The sequence below is a fragment of the Ruegeria sp. CDSB029 genome (genome assembly GCF_059611125.1).
Genome location: NZ_JBXWOX010000002.1, coordinates 38,587 through 55,095 on the forward strand (window position 1 = coordinate 38,587; position 16,509 = coordinate 55,095).

Sequence of the window (16,509 nt, forward strand, 5' to 3'; positions counted from 1 at the left end):
GGATCAACACGCCCGTCCGGGCGGCGTATCTTCCGTACTGAAATTCCACTTCGTGCCGCAATGTCAGCGGCGAAGGTATATATCATGTCCACTGAATCCCTGAATCTGGCCGACCTGAAGGCCAAAAGCCCCAAAGACCTTCTGGCGATGGCCGAAGAGCTGGAGATCGAAAACGCCTCGACCATGCGAAAAGGCGAGATGATGTTCCAGATTCTGCGCGAACGCGCGGATGAAGGCTGGACCGTTGGCGGAGACGGCGTGCTGGAAGTGCTGCAAGACGGCTTCGGCTTTCTGCGCTCGCCCGAGGCAAACTATTTACCAGGTCCGGATGATATCTATGTCTCGCCCGACATGATCCGCCAGCATGCCTTGCGCACCGGTGATACGGTCGAAGGGGATATCAAAGCGCCTGATGACAATGAACGTTATTTTGCGCTGATCAAGGTCACCAAGATCAACTTTGAAGAACCAGAAAAAGCCAGACACAAGATCGCGTTTGACAACCTGACGCCGCTCTATCCCGATGAACGTCTGAAGATGGAGATCGAGGATCCCACCATCAAGGACAAGTCGGCGCGTGTGATCGATCTGGTGGCCCCGATCGGTAAAGGCCAGCGATCGCTGATTGTGGCGCCGCCGCGGACCGGTAAAACGGTGATCCTGCAGAACATCGCGCATTCGATCGAACAGAACCACCCAGAGTGCTATTTGATCGTTCTGCTGATCGACGAACGCCCCGAAGAGGTGACCGACATGCAGCGTTCGGTGAAGGGTGAAGTTGTATCTTCAACCTTCGACGAACCCGCAACTCGCCACGTGGCGGTATCTGAGATGGTCATCGAAAAGGCCAAGCGTTTGGTTGAGCATAAACGAGATGTTGTTATTCTTCTCGACTCGATCACAAGACTTGGTAGGGCCTTCAACACTGTGGTGCCATCATCGGGCAAAGTTCTGACCGGTGGTGTAGACGCGAATGCTCTGCAACGGCCCAAACGGTTCTTTGGTGCCGCCCGTAATATCGAAGAAGGTGGCTCGCTGACCATCATCGCCACCGCGCTGATCGACACCGGCAGTCGGATGGACGAAGTTATATTCGAAGAATTCAAAGGCACCGGTAACTCGGAAATCGTTCTGGATCGCAAGATCGCAGATAAGCGCGTGTTCCCGGCCATCGACATCCTAAAATCCGGCACCCGGAAAGAGGATCTGCTGGTCGACAAGGGCGATCTGGCCAAGACATTCGTCTTGCGTCGTATCCTCAACCCGATGGGCACAACCGACGCAGTCGAGTTCCTGTTGTCCAAGTTGAAACAGACCAAGACGAACGGTGAGTTCTTCGATTCGATGAACACCTGACACCGGTCTTAAACGACGCGAGGCCTTCGAATGGATACGATATTCGCCTTGGCCAGCGCGCAAGGCAAAGCCGGGGTGGCGGTCATCCGCCTCTCGGGACCACACGCGCATTCCGCAGCTGCCAGCTTAACCGGAAGCCCGCTGCCGTCTCGTGGCATGCGGGTCCGTACGCTGTACGCCACCGATGGTGCGCGGTTGGATGACGGGCTGGTTCTGACCTTTCAAGCCCCGGCCAGTTTTACCGGTGAAGACGTGGCCGAACTGCAGATCCATGGTAGCACCGCTTCGGTGAACGCAGTGATGCGATGCCTGTCCGATATGGACGAGCTGCGACTGGCGGAGCCTGGTGAGTTCACCAGACGCGCGCTGGAAAACGGCAAGATGGACCTGACACAGGTCGAAGGTCTTGCTGATCTGATTGATGCGGAAACCGAGGCGCAGCGCAAACAAGCACAAACTATTCTGGCTGGTGATTTGGGTTTTCTGGCGGAACGGTGGCGACGCGATCTGATCCGTGCTGCATCCTTGCTGGAAGCTGTCATTGATTTCGCGGATGAGGATGTTCCAACAGATGTCACGCCCGAGGTTAAATCGCTTGTGAACGGCGTTATGGCTGATCTGCAACGTGAAGCGGATGGCGTAAAGATTGCAGAGCGCATTCGAACGGGGTTTGAAGTCGCGATTGTTGGTCTTCCGAATGCCGGAAAATCAACCTTGCTAAACGCTCTGGCAGGGCGTGAGGCGGCGATTACTTCGGAATATGCCGGAACTACTCGCGATGTGATCGAGGTTCGAATGGATCTTGCAGGACTTCCGGTCACGTTGCTGGACACCGCAGGATTGCGGGAAACTGAGGATCACGTTGAAAGCCTGGGAATCGAACTGGCAAGAAAGCGCGCCGATTCAGCGGATCTGCGTGTGTTCCTGACAGATGACCCAAAGGAACTGGGTGTTCAAATGGTGAAAGGCGATATACAGGTTTTGCCGAAATCTGATCTTCGCGATCTATCTGAGGGTGGAATATCCGGAAAGACCGGGCAGGGTATTGATCAACTCATTTCCCAGATTTCGGATGTGCTTAGCAACCGAACTACAAGCAGTGGTATTGCGACGCGGGAAAGGCACCGGGTTGCTTTAATCAAATCGCGAGAATCCCTAGGTTCTGCCATGGCGGTTCTGGAATCAGGTCCAGACTTGTATGATATCGCAGCAGAAGAATTGCGCACGGCAATCCGTGCACTTGAAACCTTGGTTGGCAGAATCGGCGTTGAAGATCTTTTGGATGAGATCTTCTCGAGTTTTTGCCTGGGTAAGTAAGGAGTGTTTCACGTGAAACATTCAGATTTCGATGTAGTGGTCATTGGCGCGGGACACGCGGGCACCGAAGCCGCGCATGCGGCAGCGCGTATGGGCGTCAAGACAGCACTGGTTACATTGTCCGCATCAGACATAGGCGTCATGTCCTGCAACCCGGCAATTGGTGGGTTGGGTAAAGGCCATTTGGTCCGTGAAATTGATGCCCTGGATGGGGTCATGGGACGTGTTGCCGATCAGGCCGGCATTCAATTTCGCTTGCTTAATCGACGTAAAGGACCAGCTGTTCAAGGCCCCAGAACTCAGGCAGATCGTGCGCTGTACCGCGCGGCCATGCAGAAAGAGACGGATAAGCAGCCAAATCTGTTCGTCGTTACCGGAGAAGTTGTCGATTTTCTGATGGAAGGGAACCAAGTTTACGGTGTGAAACTTGCTGACGGTTCTGAAATCAAGAGTAAAACGGTTATCCTGACGTCCGGTACGTTCTTGCGTGGTGTCATTCATATTGGGGACGTATCACGCCCAGGTGGTCGTATGGGTGATCGCCCGTCAGTCAAATTGGCAGAACGGCTCGAAAGTTTCGAGCTACCCCTGGGGCGTTTGAAAACAGGAACACCGCCGAGGCTGGATGGCCGGACGATTGATTGGAGTGATCTGGAACAGCAAGACGGGGATGATGACCCAACCTTGTTTTCATTCTTGTCAACAAAGGTGATTGCCCCACAGATTTCCTGCGGAATCACGCATACAAACGCACGGACGCACGAAATCATTGAAAAAAACTTGTCTCGATCGGCGATGTATGGCGGACATATTGATGGGGTGGGCCCCAGGTATTGCCCATCCATCGAGGATAAGATCGTACGATTTGCTGATAAGGAATCACATCAGATTTTCCTGGAGCCCGAAGGTGTCGATGATCACACGATCTATCCGAACGGGATTTCGACCTCTTTACCTCAGGACGTGCAGCTTGAGTATGTGCGTTCAATCAAAGGTCTTGAGGCGGCAGAGATCCTGCAGCCCGGTTATGCGATTGAGTATGACTATGTGGATCCGCGTGTTTTGACATCGACTCTCGCACTACCAGATGTCGAAGGACTATATCTAGCAGGGCAAATAAACGGAACCACAGGATATGAGGAGGCAGCTGCGCAAGGCTTGGTTGCGGGGTTGAATGCTGCGCTAAAGGTGCTTGACCGGGAACCGCTGCATTTTACACGTGCTGACAGTTATATCGGCGTGATGATCGACGACCTGACAACACGCGGTGTTGTGGAACCTTATCGCATGTTCACGTCACGCGCAGAATTCCGTTTGTCACTACGTGCGGATAATGCAGACCAGCGCCTTACGCCAATTGGGCTGGAAATCGGCTGTGTTGGCGGTGAGCGGAGCAGCATGTTTTCAAGCAAGATGGAGAGGTTGTCCGCCGCAAAGTCCCAGCTGACAGAAAAAACCTTTACTCCAAAAGAAGTTCGAGCAGCTGGTATCAATGTCAATCAAGATGGAAACCGCAGGGACGGGATGGCTATTCTGGCGTTCCCGGATGTTCACTTTGGTGATCTTGTTCCTCTGATGCCCGAGATTGAGAGTGTTGATGAGGAGATCCGTCTGCAAGTAGAGCGGGACGCTTTGTACGCAAACTACATTGCCCGGCAACAAAAAGATGTTGAGGCAATGAAACGCGATGAATCATATGAGATTCCACGGGGTTTCGACTATTTTGCGATGGAAGGGCTATCTTCTGAAATGAAGCAAAAGCTTTCAAATGCAAAGCCGGAGAACATTGCACAGGCGGGGCGTGTCGAAGGAGTTACCCCTGCGGCACTGACGTTGTTATTGGCTAAGCTTCGTCGCGATCAGAAGGTCCGCAAGGTATGAATGGGACCACTATTGATGATTTGGATGTTTCACGTGAAACATTCGAGCGTCTCACAACCTATGTAGAGCTTGTGAAGCGGTGGAACCCGAAGATTAATCTTGTTTCACGGAAAAGCTTGGATGACATCTGGCTTCGGCACATAAAGGATTCCGTACAAGTTTATAGATGCGCAGACCTATTCAAAAACTGGGTAGATTTGGGTAGTGGAGGCGGATTCCCCGGGATGGTTTGTGCCATAATGGCCATTGAAGACGCACCAGATGCCCAGTTCACCTTTATTGAAAGTGACCAACGAAAGTCCGCCTTCCTGCGCAACGTTGCACGTGAGTGCGGCGCGAAATGCACTGTTGTTTCCAAGCGAATCGAAGTGGTTGAACCGTTGAGCGCTGATATCCTTTCTGCGCGGGCTCTTGCTGATCTTCCTACGCTATTGTCCTTTTGCGACAGACATTTGAGCAAAAAGGGGCTGGCGCTGTTGCCGAAAGGCGAAAGGTGGAAAAAAGAGCTGGAAGAGGCGCAGGAAGAATGGAATTTCGACGTTGACCCGATTACAAGTTTAACTGAGCCTCAGGCCGTTATCCTTAAAATCAAAGGAGTATCACGTGGTTGATTTGTCTCGTCCCTCAGGGCCCCGGATTATTGCGGTAGCCAATCAGAAGGGCGGGGTTGGGAAAACCACAACGGCGATCAACCTTGCGGCCGGTCTGGCCGAGGCTGGATGCAAAGTGCTGGTTGTCGATCTTGATCCTCAGGGGAACGCGTCCACCGGATTGGGGGTCGAAGATCGGGATTGGACGACGTATGACCTGATATTGGATGATGCCCCTTTGGAGGCGGTCGTTCAGGAAACCGAAATCGAGGGGTTGTTTGTTGTCCCGGCGACGGTTGATCTAAGCTCGGCGGATATTGAGCTGATATCCAATGAAAAACGCAGCTATCTGTTGCATGACGCACTGCGTCAAACCGCAATCGACAAGTTTGACCTGGATTTCGTGCTAATCGACTGCCCACCTTCGCTAAACCTTCTGACCGTCAACGCCATGGTTGCTGCACATTCTGTTCTGGTGCCGTTGCAGAGTGAGTTCTTTGCGTTAGAAGGATTGTCGCAACTGATGCTGACCATCCGAGAGGTGCGCCAAACCGCGAATCCGGACCTTAGAATCGAAGGTGTTGTGTTGACCATGTATGACAACCGCAACAACTTGTCCCGTCAGGTCGAAAAAGACGCGCGTGACAATCTGGGTGAGATGGTATTTAAAACCAAGATACCCAGAAATGTACGGGTCAGCGAGGCTCCGTCTTACGCGTTGCCCGTATTGCAATACGACTCGGGATCACTGGGGGCGATGGCTTACCGGCACCTGGCCCGGGAAGTCATGCACAAGAACAAGAAAGTCGCCGCCTAAGCGACAGTGAGGAGGGCACCGTGGCCGCCAAGAAAACAAAACCCAGAGGTTTGGGCCGGGGACTTTCCGCTTTGATGGCGGATGTGACGCAGGATACCGAAGGGCTTATTTCCTCGGATCCGCGCCGTCCGGATATGAAAGTCCCGATTGAAAAACTGCGCGCGAACCCGAACCAGCCACGCAGAACCTTTCAGCAAGAGCGATTGGATGAACTTGCCGCCTCGGTCAAGGAAAAGGGCATCATTCAGCCGCTGATCGTGCGTGAGGTTCGCGGTGGCGACTATGAAATCGTGGCAGGGGAACGCCGCTGGCGTGCGGCTCAGATGGCGCAACTGCATGATATCCCTGTGATTGTGCGGGATTTTGACGACACCGAAGTTCTGGAAGTCGCCATTATCGAGAATATTCAACGCGCAGACCTGAATGCTGTCGAAGAGGCCGCGGGGTTCAAGCAGTTGATGGACCGTTTCGGCCATACACAGGAAAAACTGGCCGAAGCATTGGGTAAAAGCCGCAGCCATATTGCGAACCTTTTACGTTTGCTGTCGTTGCCTATGGACGTTCAGAAGCTTGTTGTTGAAGGAAAACTGTCCGCCGGTCATGCCCGGGCGCTGATCACAGCTGAATACCCCTCTGAGCTGGCGAAGATCGTCGTCAAGGATGGGCTAAGCGTGCGTGCGACCGAAGCGCTGGTGAAAAAACAACAGCAGGGGGATGCTCCTCAGGCGGCGCCGCGGTCCAGAAACCTGAATGCTGGCAAGGATGCGGATACACGCGCGTTGGAGAAGGATCTTTCGGCCATTCTGGCGATGAAAGTAGCCATCAACCACAAAGCGGGATCGGAAGCGGGGCAGGTCGTGCTGACCTACGAAAACCTCGATCAATTGGACGATCTGTGCGCCAAGCTCAGCCGTTAGGGCGGGTCCAGATAAAAATCATAACGCCGCTGAGGACGACTGCCTGAATGATCAGGACGTGGCTTGGAAGTGCAAGAATCACAGACAATCCAAAAACGGCGGCAACCGATAGGGTGGCCGCCTTTTTTGCGGCCGGACGAATGGCGCCCGAGCGTTGCCAATCCAAGATCATCGGTCCGAAGGTTCCATGACTGACCAACCAAGTGTGCAGTCTGGAGGAAGATCGGGCAAAAAAGAACGCGGCCAGCAAAAGAAACGGTACCGTCGGCAGTAGTGGCAAGACAATGCCGACAACAGCCAACCCGACGCAGATTAACCCCATTGCGGCCCAGAGGTACTGCATCGCTTATCCCAATAACTCTCGGATGACCGCGTTTAGGACTGCGCGGCCATCTTTTGTGGCGATCAATCGGCCGTTTGACCGGCGTATCATGCCAATTTCTTCTAGGTCACTAAGCCTGTTTTCCGGCAGTGTGAGGTCGGAAAGCGCATTGAAACGATCAACATCTAGTCCTTCGGTAATTCTCATACCCATCATAAGGTATTCGCTGGCCTGATCTCGCGCGACCAGCGATGATCTCTCTTTCTCGCCATTTCCTTGTTCAACTGCGGCAAGCCAGGCGTTGGGAGACAAATAGGTTTCTGTCGCTATCTTCTGGCCGTTCAGCGTAATGCGCCCATGCGCGCCGGGACCAATACCGACGTAATCTCCGTAGCGCCAGTAGATCAGGTTGTGCCGGGATTCCGCCCCTGGTCGTGCATGGTTGGAAACCTCATAGGCGGGCAGGCCGTGGGCTTCGCAGATCTCTTGTGTGGCCAGATACATGTCGGCTGCGTGGTCATCCTCGGGCAGTCCACGCAGCTTGCCGACTGCATACCGGTCCCCAAAGGCGGTGCCTTCCTCGATCGTCAATTGATAGAGCGAGAGGTGATCGATGGCCATCGACAGCGCTTGGGTCAGTTCCGCTTGCCAGGCCTTCGGGGTTTGATGCTGACGCGCGTAAATCATGTCAAAGCTGACACGGTCAAAGCAGTTGCGGGCGATGTCAAAGGCGGCGCGGGCCTCGGCGACCGTGTGGATACGACCCAACCGGCGCAGATCTTCGTCATTCAGGGCCTGAACACCCATGGAAACGCGGTTCACGCCCGCATCGCGATAGGCGGCAAACCGGCCTGCCTCGACCGATCCGGGGTTGGCCTCAAGCGTGACTTCCATGTCGTTCGCAGGGCGCCAAAGCTTGCGCGCCTCGTCGATAATGGCCGCCACCGTTTCTGGTGCCATAAGGGACGGCGTGCCGCCGCCAAAGAAGATTGTGTTCAAAACCCGGTCAGGGGTTTCAGATGCCGAGCGGTGCAGTTCAGTTAAATAGGATCTAAGCCATTGTTTTTGATCAATATTTTTCGAACCATGGCTGTTGAAATCGCAATAGGGGCACTTAGCCTCGCAAAAAGGCCAGTGAACATAGAGACCGAAGCCTCCATGCCGCCAGTCATCCACCGAAACAGCCTTGAACAAAGGCGTTTACGGCGCGTCCGCGATGGCTGATTTTGTGTTTTTCCGCTGGAACCATTTCCGCACAGGTCACATCGTGCCCGTCCGGTTGGAACATTGGGTCATAACCGAAGCCGTTTTCCCCACGGATGGGCCAGACAAGCTGACCGGGCATGACACCCTCAAACACTTCGTCATGACCATCGGGCCAGGCCAGAACCAGCGTGCAGCGAAACTGTGCAGTGCGTGGATGGGGCGCTTGCGCGGCCTCGAGCTCATCATGTGCGCGGGTCATCGCCATCAGGAAATCGCGGCCATTGCCGGTTTCTGCCCAATCGGCGGTGTAGACACCGGGCGCGCCGTCCAGCGCGTCAATGGTGATCCCGGAATCGTCCGACAGGGCAGGCAGGCCGGTAGCTTGTGCCGCCGCATGGGCCTTGATCCGGGCGTTACCGACGAACGTATCTTCGGTCTCTTCCGGTTCCGGCAGGTTCATCTCTGCCGCGCCAACAACCTTCACGCCGAAGGCCTCAAGGAGATGGGTCATCTCCTCAAGCTTGCCCTTGTTGTGCGTGGCCACCAGCAGCCTGTCACCGTCGAACTTGCGGGTCATGCGGTGGCGGCCTTTTGGGCTGCGGCCAGCTCACCGACGCCTTTTTCGGCCAGATCCATCAGTTGATCCATCTGGGCGCGGCTAAAGACCGAGCCTTCGGCGCTCATCTGCACTTCGATCAGTTTGCCCGAACCGGTCATGATAAAGTTGCCGTCAACGCCGGCTTCGCTGTCTTCGGGATAGTCCAAATCCAGAACCGGCTGGCCCGCGTAGATGCCGCAGGATACGGCAGCGACGGGATCGACCAGCGGGTCGGAAATGACGTCCCCGGTTTTCATCAGCTTGTTCACGGCCAGACGCAGCGCGACCCAGCCACCAGTGATCGAGGCGCAGCGGGTGCCGCCATCAGCCTGGATAACATCGCAGTCTACCGTGATCTGACGTTCGCCCAGTGCAACCCGATCCACACCGGCGCGCAGGGCGCGACCGATCAGACGCTGGATTTCCACGGTGCGACCACCTTGCTTGCCCGAGGCCGCCTCGCGCCGCATGCGGGTGTTGGTTGCACGGGGCAGCATGCCGTATTCGGCAGTGACCCAACCGAGGCCCGAGCCTTTGATGAACGGTGGCACGCGATCCTCGATCGTGGCGGTGCACAGAACATGGGTGTCGCCCATTTTGATCAGGCAGGAACCTTCGGCATGTTTGGTAAAGCCCGTCTCGATTGAAACGGCGCGCATTTCGTTTAAATCACGTCCTGAGGGTCGCATGGAAAATCCTTTGTTTGCTGGGTTGGGGATAACGTCCCCGTGCCTTAGGATGCAACCCCGATTGACCTTTCAGATGTCTGCGATTTAATGCCGATCCAGCAGAGGATTGCCGATGAGCAAAGCAAGTAGAGTTCTGGACGAAATGAATGACCGGTCACGTGAAGTGTTCCGGCTGATCGTCGAGAGCTATCTGGACAGCGGCGAACCGGTTGGAAGTCGCACGCTGACGCGCACGTTGTCGGAAAAGGTCAGCGCGGCGACCGTGCGAAACGTCATGCAGGATCTGGAGTTTCTGGGTCTGCTCGACAGCCCTCATGTCAGTGCGGGGCGGATTCCAACGCAGCAGGGGTTGCGGATGTTTGTCGATGGGTTGCTGGAAGTGGGTGATCTTGGTGTAGACGATCGGCAGAAGTTGGATGAGACATTAGGCTCTAACGCGGGTGATGTGGGCGGGATGCTGGACCGAGTTGGTTCGGCCTTGTCACACGTGACACATGGCGCATCGCTGGTTCTGACCCCAAAGCAAGAGTCTGAGATCAAGCATATTGAGTTCGTCTCGCTGGCCCATGACCGCGCTTTGGTGGTTCTGGTCTTTGCGGATGGGCATGTGGAAAACCGTCTATTTACGCCTCCGCCGGGCCAGACACCCAGTTCGATGCGAGAGGCGGCGAACTTTCTGAATTCCCTGATCGAAGGACGAACGCTCAGCGAAGTACTGCGTCAGATGCAGACCCAGATTACCGCGCGCAGGCAGGAAATTGATATTTTAGCGCGCGAGATGGTCGAAAGCGGCATGGCCGCTTGGGATGGGGATGGGACCGACTCGGCCCGTTTGATCGTGCGCGGGCGGGCGAATCTGCTGGGGGAGCCAGGCGAAGCCGAGGAATTGGACCGAATCCGAACGTTGTTTGACGACCTGGAGCGAAAGCAAGACATTGCTGAATTCCTCGAATTGACCGAAGAAGGCGAGGGTGTGCGCATTTTTATCGGCTCTGAGAACAAACTTTTCTCACTTTCGGGTTCCTCTTTGGTGGTGTCTCCATATATGAACGCTGATCGAAAGATAATTGGTGCGGTTGGGGTCATCGGACCCACTCGTCTGAACTATGGACGGATTGTACCGATCGTGGACTATACGGCGCAACTGGTCGGCAAACTGATTTCCGACCGGAGCTAGAGGGTAAGAGATGGCAGAGCCCAAGAACGAAGAATTTCTGGACGATATCGCAACCGCTGAGGCGGAAGAACTGGCCGAGGAATTTGCCGAAATCAGTGAAGAAGCGCTGGAAATTGATGCGCTGCGTGCTGAGCGAGACGATTTCAAGGACAAGTTCATGCGCGCGCTGGCGGATGCAGAAAACGCGCGCAAGCGTGGCGACAGAGCGCGCCGCGATGCCGAACAATATGGCGGATCGAAGCTGGCCCGTGACATGCTGCCGGTTTACGACAACATGAAACGTGCGCTTGAAGCCGCGACCGATGAGCAGAAAGAAGTGGCGGGACCCCTTCTGGAAGGCGTCGAACTGACCATGCGCGCGCTGAAAGACGTGTTCCAGAAGCATGGGATCGAAGTGATCACGCCCGAAGTTGGCGACCGGTTTGATCCCAACGTGCATGAAGCGATGTTTGAGGCTCCGGTGCCGGGCACCCGCGCCGGTGACATCATTCAGGTTTCAGCCGAAGGCTTCATGCTGCATGACCGCTTGCTGCGCCCTGCGCAGGTTGGGGTGTCTTCAACCCCTGCAAGCTGAGCGATTTCAGTTCATACGAATAACGAGGCGGTCAGGTTCTGGCCGCCTCTTTTAGTTTGTAGAGCAGGTCTAGGGCTTCACGCGGGGTCAGTTCGTCCGGCAGGATGTCGTCAAGCATGTCGGTGATGGGTGACGCTTTGGGTGCCGGAGGCGGTGGAGGTGGTGCGGCGGAAAACAAAGGCAGGTCGTCAATCAATGTCTTTTGCTTGCCGCCTTCGCGTTCGGTTTTTTCCAACTGATCCAGAACTATACGGGCCCGTTCGACCACTGATGTGGGTAGCCCGGCTAATTGAGCGACCTGAACACCATAGGACCTGTCGGCCGCGCCCTTGTGAACTTCGTGCAGGAAGATCACTTCGCCCCCCCATTCTTTGACGGCAACGGTGGCGTTTTCTACGCCTTCCAGTTTGCCGGCAAGTGCGGTGAGTTCATGGTAATGGGTTGCGAACAGGGCCCGGCATTTGTTGGAGGCGTGCAGATGTTCCAGCGTGGCCCAGGCGATGGACAGGCCATCATAGGTGGCCGTGCCGCGACCTATTTCATCAAGAATAACGAGAGCGCGGTCATCAGCCTGATTGAGGATGGCGGCGGTTTCGACCATTTCGACCATAAAGGTCGAGCGTCCGCGGGCCAAATCATCCGACGCTCCGACGCGGCTGAACAGTTGGCTGACTAGCCCGACATGCGCCTGTTCCGCAGGCACGTAACTGCCCATCTGGGCAAGCAGGGCAATCAGGGCATTCTGGCGTAGGAAGGTCGATTTACCGGCCATGTTGGGACCTGTCAGCAGCCAGATCGCCGCGCCTTTATCAGCACTGAGATCGCAGTCATTGGCGATGAAGGCGTCGCCGTTTTGCTGGCGCAATGCCTGTTCGACCACCGGGTGTCTTCCGCCCTGAACATCGAACGCGCGTGAGGCATCAACTTGCGGGCGACACCAGTTTTCACCACGCGCCAGATCGGCCAGAGCAGTGGTCAGATCCAGTTCAGCCAAACCGCGCGCTGCTTGGTTGAGCCGTGCGGCCTTATCCAGAATTTCGCTAGAAAGCCTTGCATAGAGCCGTTTTTCTATCTCAAGCGCCAAGTTTCCGGCGTTTAGAATGCGGGTCTCGATCTCGGACAGCTCCACTGTCGTGAACCGGACTTGGTTGGCGGTTGTTTGGCGGTGGATATAGGTCTCAGAAAATGGAGGATTCAGCATTTTCTCGGCATGGGTAGCCGTTGTTTCGATGAAATAGCCCAGCACATTGTTATGCTTGATCTTCAGTGACGTGATGCCGGTGTGTTCCGCATATTTCTGCTGAAACCCGGCAATGACGGAACGACCTTCGTCGCGTAGGGTGCGGGCTTCGTCCAGTTCGGCATCATAACCCGGGGCGATGAACCCGCCGTCTCGGGCCAGCAATGGTGGTTCGGCCACAAGCGCTTCGTCAAGCAGGTTCAGTAGGTCGTCAAATCCGACCAGATTTTGAAGGGCAGTGGCCAGAAGAACCGGCAGGTCTTGACCCGCGCAGAGTTCAGCGATTGCGGCGGCCTGTGTCAGGCCGTTGCGAATGGCGGTCAGATCCCGCGGGCCACCCCGATCCAGTGACAGTCGGGACAGCGCCCGGTCCAGATCCGGGGTCTTGCGCAAAGCCTCACGCAGGTCTGATGTGATCAAGCTGTCTTCGGCCGCAAAAGTTACAGCATCCAGCCGCCCATGGATGACGTCCAGATTGCGGGATGGGCTGGAAAGCCGCTGGTCCAACAGTCGTGCACCACCCGGTGTGACGGTGCGATCCATCACAGACAGCAGCGAACCAGCGCGGCCACCGGACAGGGATCGGGTCAGTTCCAGATTGCGCCGTGTGGCAGCGTCGATCTGAACGACTCGGTCCTCGGATTCTTTCAGTGGGGTTTGCAGAAGCGGCAGTTTGCCTTTTTGCGTGATTTCCAGATAGTCGATCAACGCACCCATGGCCGAAATCTCAGCCCGGCCGAAACTGCCAAACGCGTCCAGTGCGCCCACATGAAACAGCCTGCAGATGCGCTTTTCCGCCGCAGTGCTGTCGAAGCTGGCCCGCCCGATTGGGGTCAGTGAGATACCCAGATCCATAACGGGTTCGTTCAGTTTGTCCTGCACACCATCGGCCACGATCAACTCGGATGGTGCCAACCGGGCCAGTTCGGGACTGAGGCGCACTGAGGTCAAAGGCATCACGTGAAACGCCCCAGTTGAGATATCGGCCCAAGCCAGCGCGGCCTCATCGCGAACCTCGGCATAGGCGGCCAAGAAGTTGTGGCGGCGAGCCTCAAGCAGGGCATCTTCGGTCAACGTGCCTGGTGTCACCAGACGCACAACATCGCGCTTTACGACCGATTTAGAGCCTCTTTTCTTCGCTTCAGCCGGGCTTTCCATCTGTTCGCAGACGGCCACGCGAAACCCTTTCCGGATCAGCGTCAGCAGATACCCCTCGGCCGCATGGACGGGCACGCCGCACATCGGAATGTCGGTGTCGTTATGCTTTCCGCGTTTGGTCAAGGCGATGTCCAGCGCTTCGGCGGCGTTGACGGCGTCCTGAAAAAACATCTCGTAAAAGTCGCCCATGCGGTAAAACAGCAAGGCATCGGCGTGCGCCTCTTTGATTTCGAGATATTGCGCCATCATCGGCGTGACTGTGGACAAGGCTGACCCCTTTTGGCGTATTCCGGTCGCGACCTTACAAATCCACACATCTCGACGAAAGGCGAAAAGTATTCTCGTTGAGGCGCGCGCCCGCCTGCGCTATGAGGCAAAAGTCCCGCAGATGTAAAGAAACGACCCATCACATGCCTAAAGCGAAGATCACCAAAGAAGAGGCGCTGGCCTTTCACCTCGACCCGACCCCCGGCAAGTGGGAGGTGCAGGCCACTGTTCCCATGACCACGCAGCGCGATCTGTCGCTGGCCTACAGCCCCGGTGTGGCCGTTCCATGTGAAGCAATCGCCGAAGCGCCGGAAACGGCCTATGACTATACCAACAAGGGTAACCTTGTTGCGGTGATTTCAAACGGTACAGCGGTTCTGGGTCTTGGCAATCTGGGCGCGCTAGGCTCGAAACCGGTGATGGAGGGGAAATCAGTCCTGTTCAAGCGGTTTGCCGATGTGAACTCGATCGATATCGAACTGGATACTGAGGACCCTGACGAATTCTGCCGTGCCGTGCGTTTGATGGGGCCGACATTTGGCGGCATCAACCTTGAGGACATCAAGGCGCCCGAATGTTTCATCATCGAACAGCGCCTGAAGGAAGAGATGGACATCCCGGTCTTCCATGATGACCAGCATGGTACTGCGGTGATCTGCGCGGCGGGTCTGCTGAACGCGCTGCGTATCTCGGGCAAAAAGATCGAAGACGTGAAAATCGTCCTGAATGGCGCGGGTGCGGCGGGTATCGCTTGTATCGAGCTGCTCAAGTCGATGGGTGCAAAGCATGAAAACTGCATCGTCTGCGACACCAAGGGCGTGATCTACCAAGGCCGGACCGAGGGCATGAACCAGTGGAAATCGGCTCATGCGATCACCACGGATCTGCGTACTCTGGAAGAGGCCATGAAAGGCGCGGACGTCTTCCTTGGTGTGTCGGTGAAGGGTGCTGTGACGCAGGACATGGTCGCTAGCATGGCGGACAATCCGGTGATCTTCGCCATGGCGAACCCGGACCCGGAGATTACGCCAGAAGAGGCGCATGAGGTTCGTGTTGATGCCATCGTCGCCACCGGGCGCAGCGATTATCCGAACCAGGTGAACAACGTTCTGGGTTTCCCCTACCTGTTCCGCGGCGCGCTGGACATTCACGCCCGCGCCATCAATGACGAGATGAAGATCGCTTGCGCCCATGCGCTGGCCAACCTGGCGCGCGAGGATGTGCCGGATGAGGTTGCAATGGCCTACGGCAAGTCGCTGACTTTTGGCCGGGATTACATTATCCCGACGCCGTTTGACCCGCGCCTGATCCATCGTATCCCGCCTGCGGTGGCAAAGGCCGGGATGGACACCGGGGCAGCCCGCCGTCCGATCATTGATATGGACGCGTATGAGCTGAGCCTGAAATCCCGCATGGACCCGACCGCCAGCATCCTGCGCGGCCTGAACGCCCGCGCACGTCAGGCGCAAAGCCGAATGATCTTTGCCGAAGGCGACGATCCACGCGTCTTGCGCGCGGCGGTGATGTATCAGCGATCCGGCTTTGGCAAGGCTCTGGTTATTGGTCGTCCAGACGATGTGAAGGAAAAGCTGGAAGCCGCCGGTCTGGAGGACGCGGTGCGCGAGTTGGAGGTGATTAACGCCTCCACCACCACGCATCTCGAAGCGTATAAAGATTTCCTGTACAAACGGCTGCAGCGCAGTGGCTTTGATCGCAAGGATATCCATCGTCTGGCCGCGCGGGATCGCCATGTGTTCTCTTGCCTGATGTTGGCGCATGGTCACGCCGACGGCATGGTCACCGGTGCAACGCGGAAATCGGCACATGTGCTGGAACGCATCAATCATGTGTTTGACGCTGATGCCGAACATGGCGCCGTTGGTGTAACGGCGCTGTTGCACAAGGGTAAGATCGTTCTGATTGGTGACACGCTGGTCCATGAATGGCCGGATGAGCATGATCTGGCCAATATCGCCGAACGCTCGGCCTCGGTCGCGCGGCATTTGGGGCTAGACCCACGCGTTGCCTTTGTCAGCTTTTCCACCTTCGGCTATCCGGTATCTGAACGGGCTGAGAAAATGCACGTAGCGCCCGAGATTCTGGATCAGCGCGGCGTCGATTTCGAATATGATGGCGAGATGACCGTGGATGTGGCGCTGAACGTGGAACAGCAAGAGGCTTATCCCTTCTCGCGTCTGACGGGCCCGGCGAATATCTTGATTGTACCCGCACGGCATTCGGCCTCGATCTCGACCAAGCTGATGCAAGAGATGGGTGGCGCGAACGTCATTGGCCCGATCCTTACCGGTGTCGATAAGCCGATTCAGATCTGTTCGACTGGCTCGACAGCAAATGACATTCTGAACATGGCCATTCTGGCCTCTTGCGATATTGGATAAA

General features: G+C 56.1%; 14 protein-coding genes. 9 read left to right on the top strand and 5 right to left on the bottom strand.

Annotation, left to right across the window (positions count from 1 at the left end):
* The first annotated feature begins 84 nt into the window (after positions 1–84).
* From rho to AC2FI8_RS02800, 6 genes are read left to right on the top strand one after another with little or no spacing between them, the layout of a single operon-like run.
* The gene (gene rho / locus AC2FI8_RS02775) at positions 85–1,356 is read left to right on the top strand and encodes a transcription termination factor Rho (RefSeq protein WP_496726283.1); all 1,272 of its coding nucleotides are present in this window, start codon (positions 85–87) and stop codon (positions 1,354–1,356) included.
* 30 nt (positions 1,357–1,386) lie between these two features.
* Positions 1,387–2,673 carry a tRNA uridine-5-carboxymethylaminomethyl(34) synthesis GTPase MnmE gene (gene mnmE / locus AC2FI8_RS02780; RefSeq protein ID WP_496766017.1) on the top strand — a complete coding sequence of 429 codons (1,287 nt, stop codon included), beginning with the start codon at positions 1,387–1,389 and terminating at the stop codon, positions 2,671–2,673.
* A 12-nt stretch (positions 2,674–2,685) separates the two neighbouring features.
* Positions 2,686–4,554 carry a tRNA uridine-5-carboxymethylaminomethyl(34) synthesis enzyme MnmG gene (mnmG, locus tag AC2FI8_RS02785; RefSeq protein WP_496766014.1) on the top strand — a complete coding sequence of 623 codons (1,869 nt, stop codon included), beginning with the start codon at positions 2,686–2,688 and terminating at the stop codon, positions 4,552–4,554.
* Positions 4,551–5,165, top strand: coding sequence for a 16S rRNA (guanine(527)-N(7))-methyltransferase RsmG (gene rsmG, locus AC2FI8_RS02790; protein WP_496776983.1), 615 nt, complete (start codon positions 4,551–4,553; stop codon positions 5,163–5,165). The genes mnmG and rsmG overlap by 4 nt, the downstream gene beginning before the upstream one ends.
* Positions 5,158–5,961 (top strand): ParA family protein, encoded by an 804-nt coding sequence (locus tag AC2FI8_RS02795; RefSeq protein ID WP_058279264.1) that lies wholly within the window; start codon positions 5,158–5,160, stop codon positions 5,959–5,961. Before rsmG ends, AC2FI8_RS02795 begins: the two co-directional genes overlap by 8 nt.
* A gap of 20 nt (positions 5,962–5,981) precedes the next feature.
* Positions 5,982–6,878: a ParB/RepB/Spo0J family partition protein gene (locus tag AC2FI8_RS02800; protein WP_496776985.1), complete on the top strand. Its 897-nt coding sequence runs from the start codon at positions 5,982–5,984 to the stop codon at positions 6,876–6,878.
* Here AC2FI8_RS02800 and AC2FI8_RS02805 read toward each other — a convergent pair.
* Genes AC2FI8_RS02805 through rph form a run of 4 tightly spaced genes read right to left on the bottom strand, consistent with a single transcriptional unit; the run spans position 6,868 to position 9,693 of the window.
* Positions 6,868–7,221, bottom strand: coding sequence for a YbaN family protein (locus AC2FI8_RS02805; RefSeq protein WP_496736601.1), 354 nt, complete (start codon positions 7,219–7,221; stop codon positions 6,868–6,870). The two genes, AC2FI8_RS02800 and AC2FI8_RS02805, sit on opposite strands and share 11 nt — an antisense overlap.
* A gap of 3 nt (positions 7,222–7,224) precedes the next feature.
* Positions 7,225–8,376 (bottom strand): radical SAM family heme chaperone HemW, encoded by a 1,152-nt coding sequence (gene hemW, locus AC2FI8_RS02810; protein WP_496776987.1) that lies wholly within the window; start codon positions 8,374–8,376, stop codon positions 7,225–7,227.
* Positions 8,369–8,983: an RdgB/HAM1 family non-canonical purine NTP pyrophosphatase gene (gene rdgB / locus AC2FI8_RS02815; protein WP_282170591.1), complete on the bottom strand. Its 615-nt coding sequence runs from the start codon at positions 8,981–8,983 to the stop codon at positions 8,369–8,371. The genes hemW and rdgB overlap by 8 nt, the downstream gene beginning before the upstream one ends.
* A complete protein-coding gene (gene rph / locus AC2FI8_RS02820; protein WP_299950113.1) occupies positions 8,980–9,693 on the bottom strand; it encodes a ribonuclease PH in 714 nt (237 codons plus the stop codon). Before rph ends, rdgB begins: the two co-directional genes overlap by 4 nt.
* A 112-nt stretch (positions 9,694–9,805) precedes the next feature.
* Between rph and hrcA the strand changes: the two genes are divergently transcribed.
* Both hrcA and AC2FI8_RS02830 read left to right on the top strand, forming a co-directional pair.
* Positions 9,806–10,870, top strand: coding sequence for a heat-inducible transcriptional repressor HrcA (gene hrcA / locus AC2FI8_RS02825; protein WP_496726276.1), 1,065 nt, complete (start codon positions 9,806–9,808; stop codon positions 10,868–10,870).
* A gap of 10 nt (positions 10,871–10,880) precedes the next feature.
* On the top strand, positions 10,881–11,444 hold the full coding sequence (locus AC2FI8_RS02830) for a nucleotide exchange factor GrpE (protein ID WP_496726275.1): 564 nt from the start codon (positions 10,881–10,883) through the stop codon (positions 11,442–11,444).
* Positions 11,445–11,475: 31 nt separating this feature from the next.
* Here the strand turns inward: AC2FI8_RS02830 and mutS are convergent, their stop codons facing one another.
* Positions 11,476–14,091: a DNA mismatch repair protein MutS gene (gene mutS / locus AC2FI8_RS02835; protein WP_496726316.1), complete on the bottom strand. Its 2,616-nt coding sequence runs from the start codon at positions 14,089–14,091 to the stop codon at positions 11,476–11,478.
* 161 nt (positions 14,092–14,252) lie between these two features.
* Between mutS and AC2FI8_RS02840 the strand changes: the two genes are divergently transcribed.
* The gene (locus tag AC2FI8_RS02840) at positions 14,253–16,508 is read left to right on the top strand and encodes an NADP-dependent malic enzyme (protein WP_496776991.1); all 2,256 of its coding nucleotides are present in this window, start codon (positions 14,253–14,255) and stop codon (positions 16,506–16,508) included.
* Position 16,509: the final 1 nt, after the last annotated feature.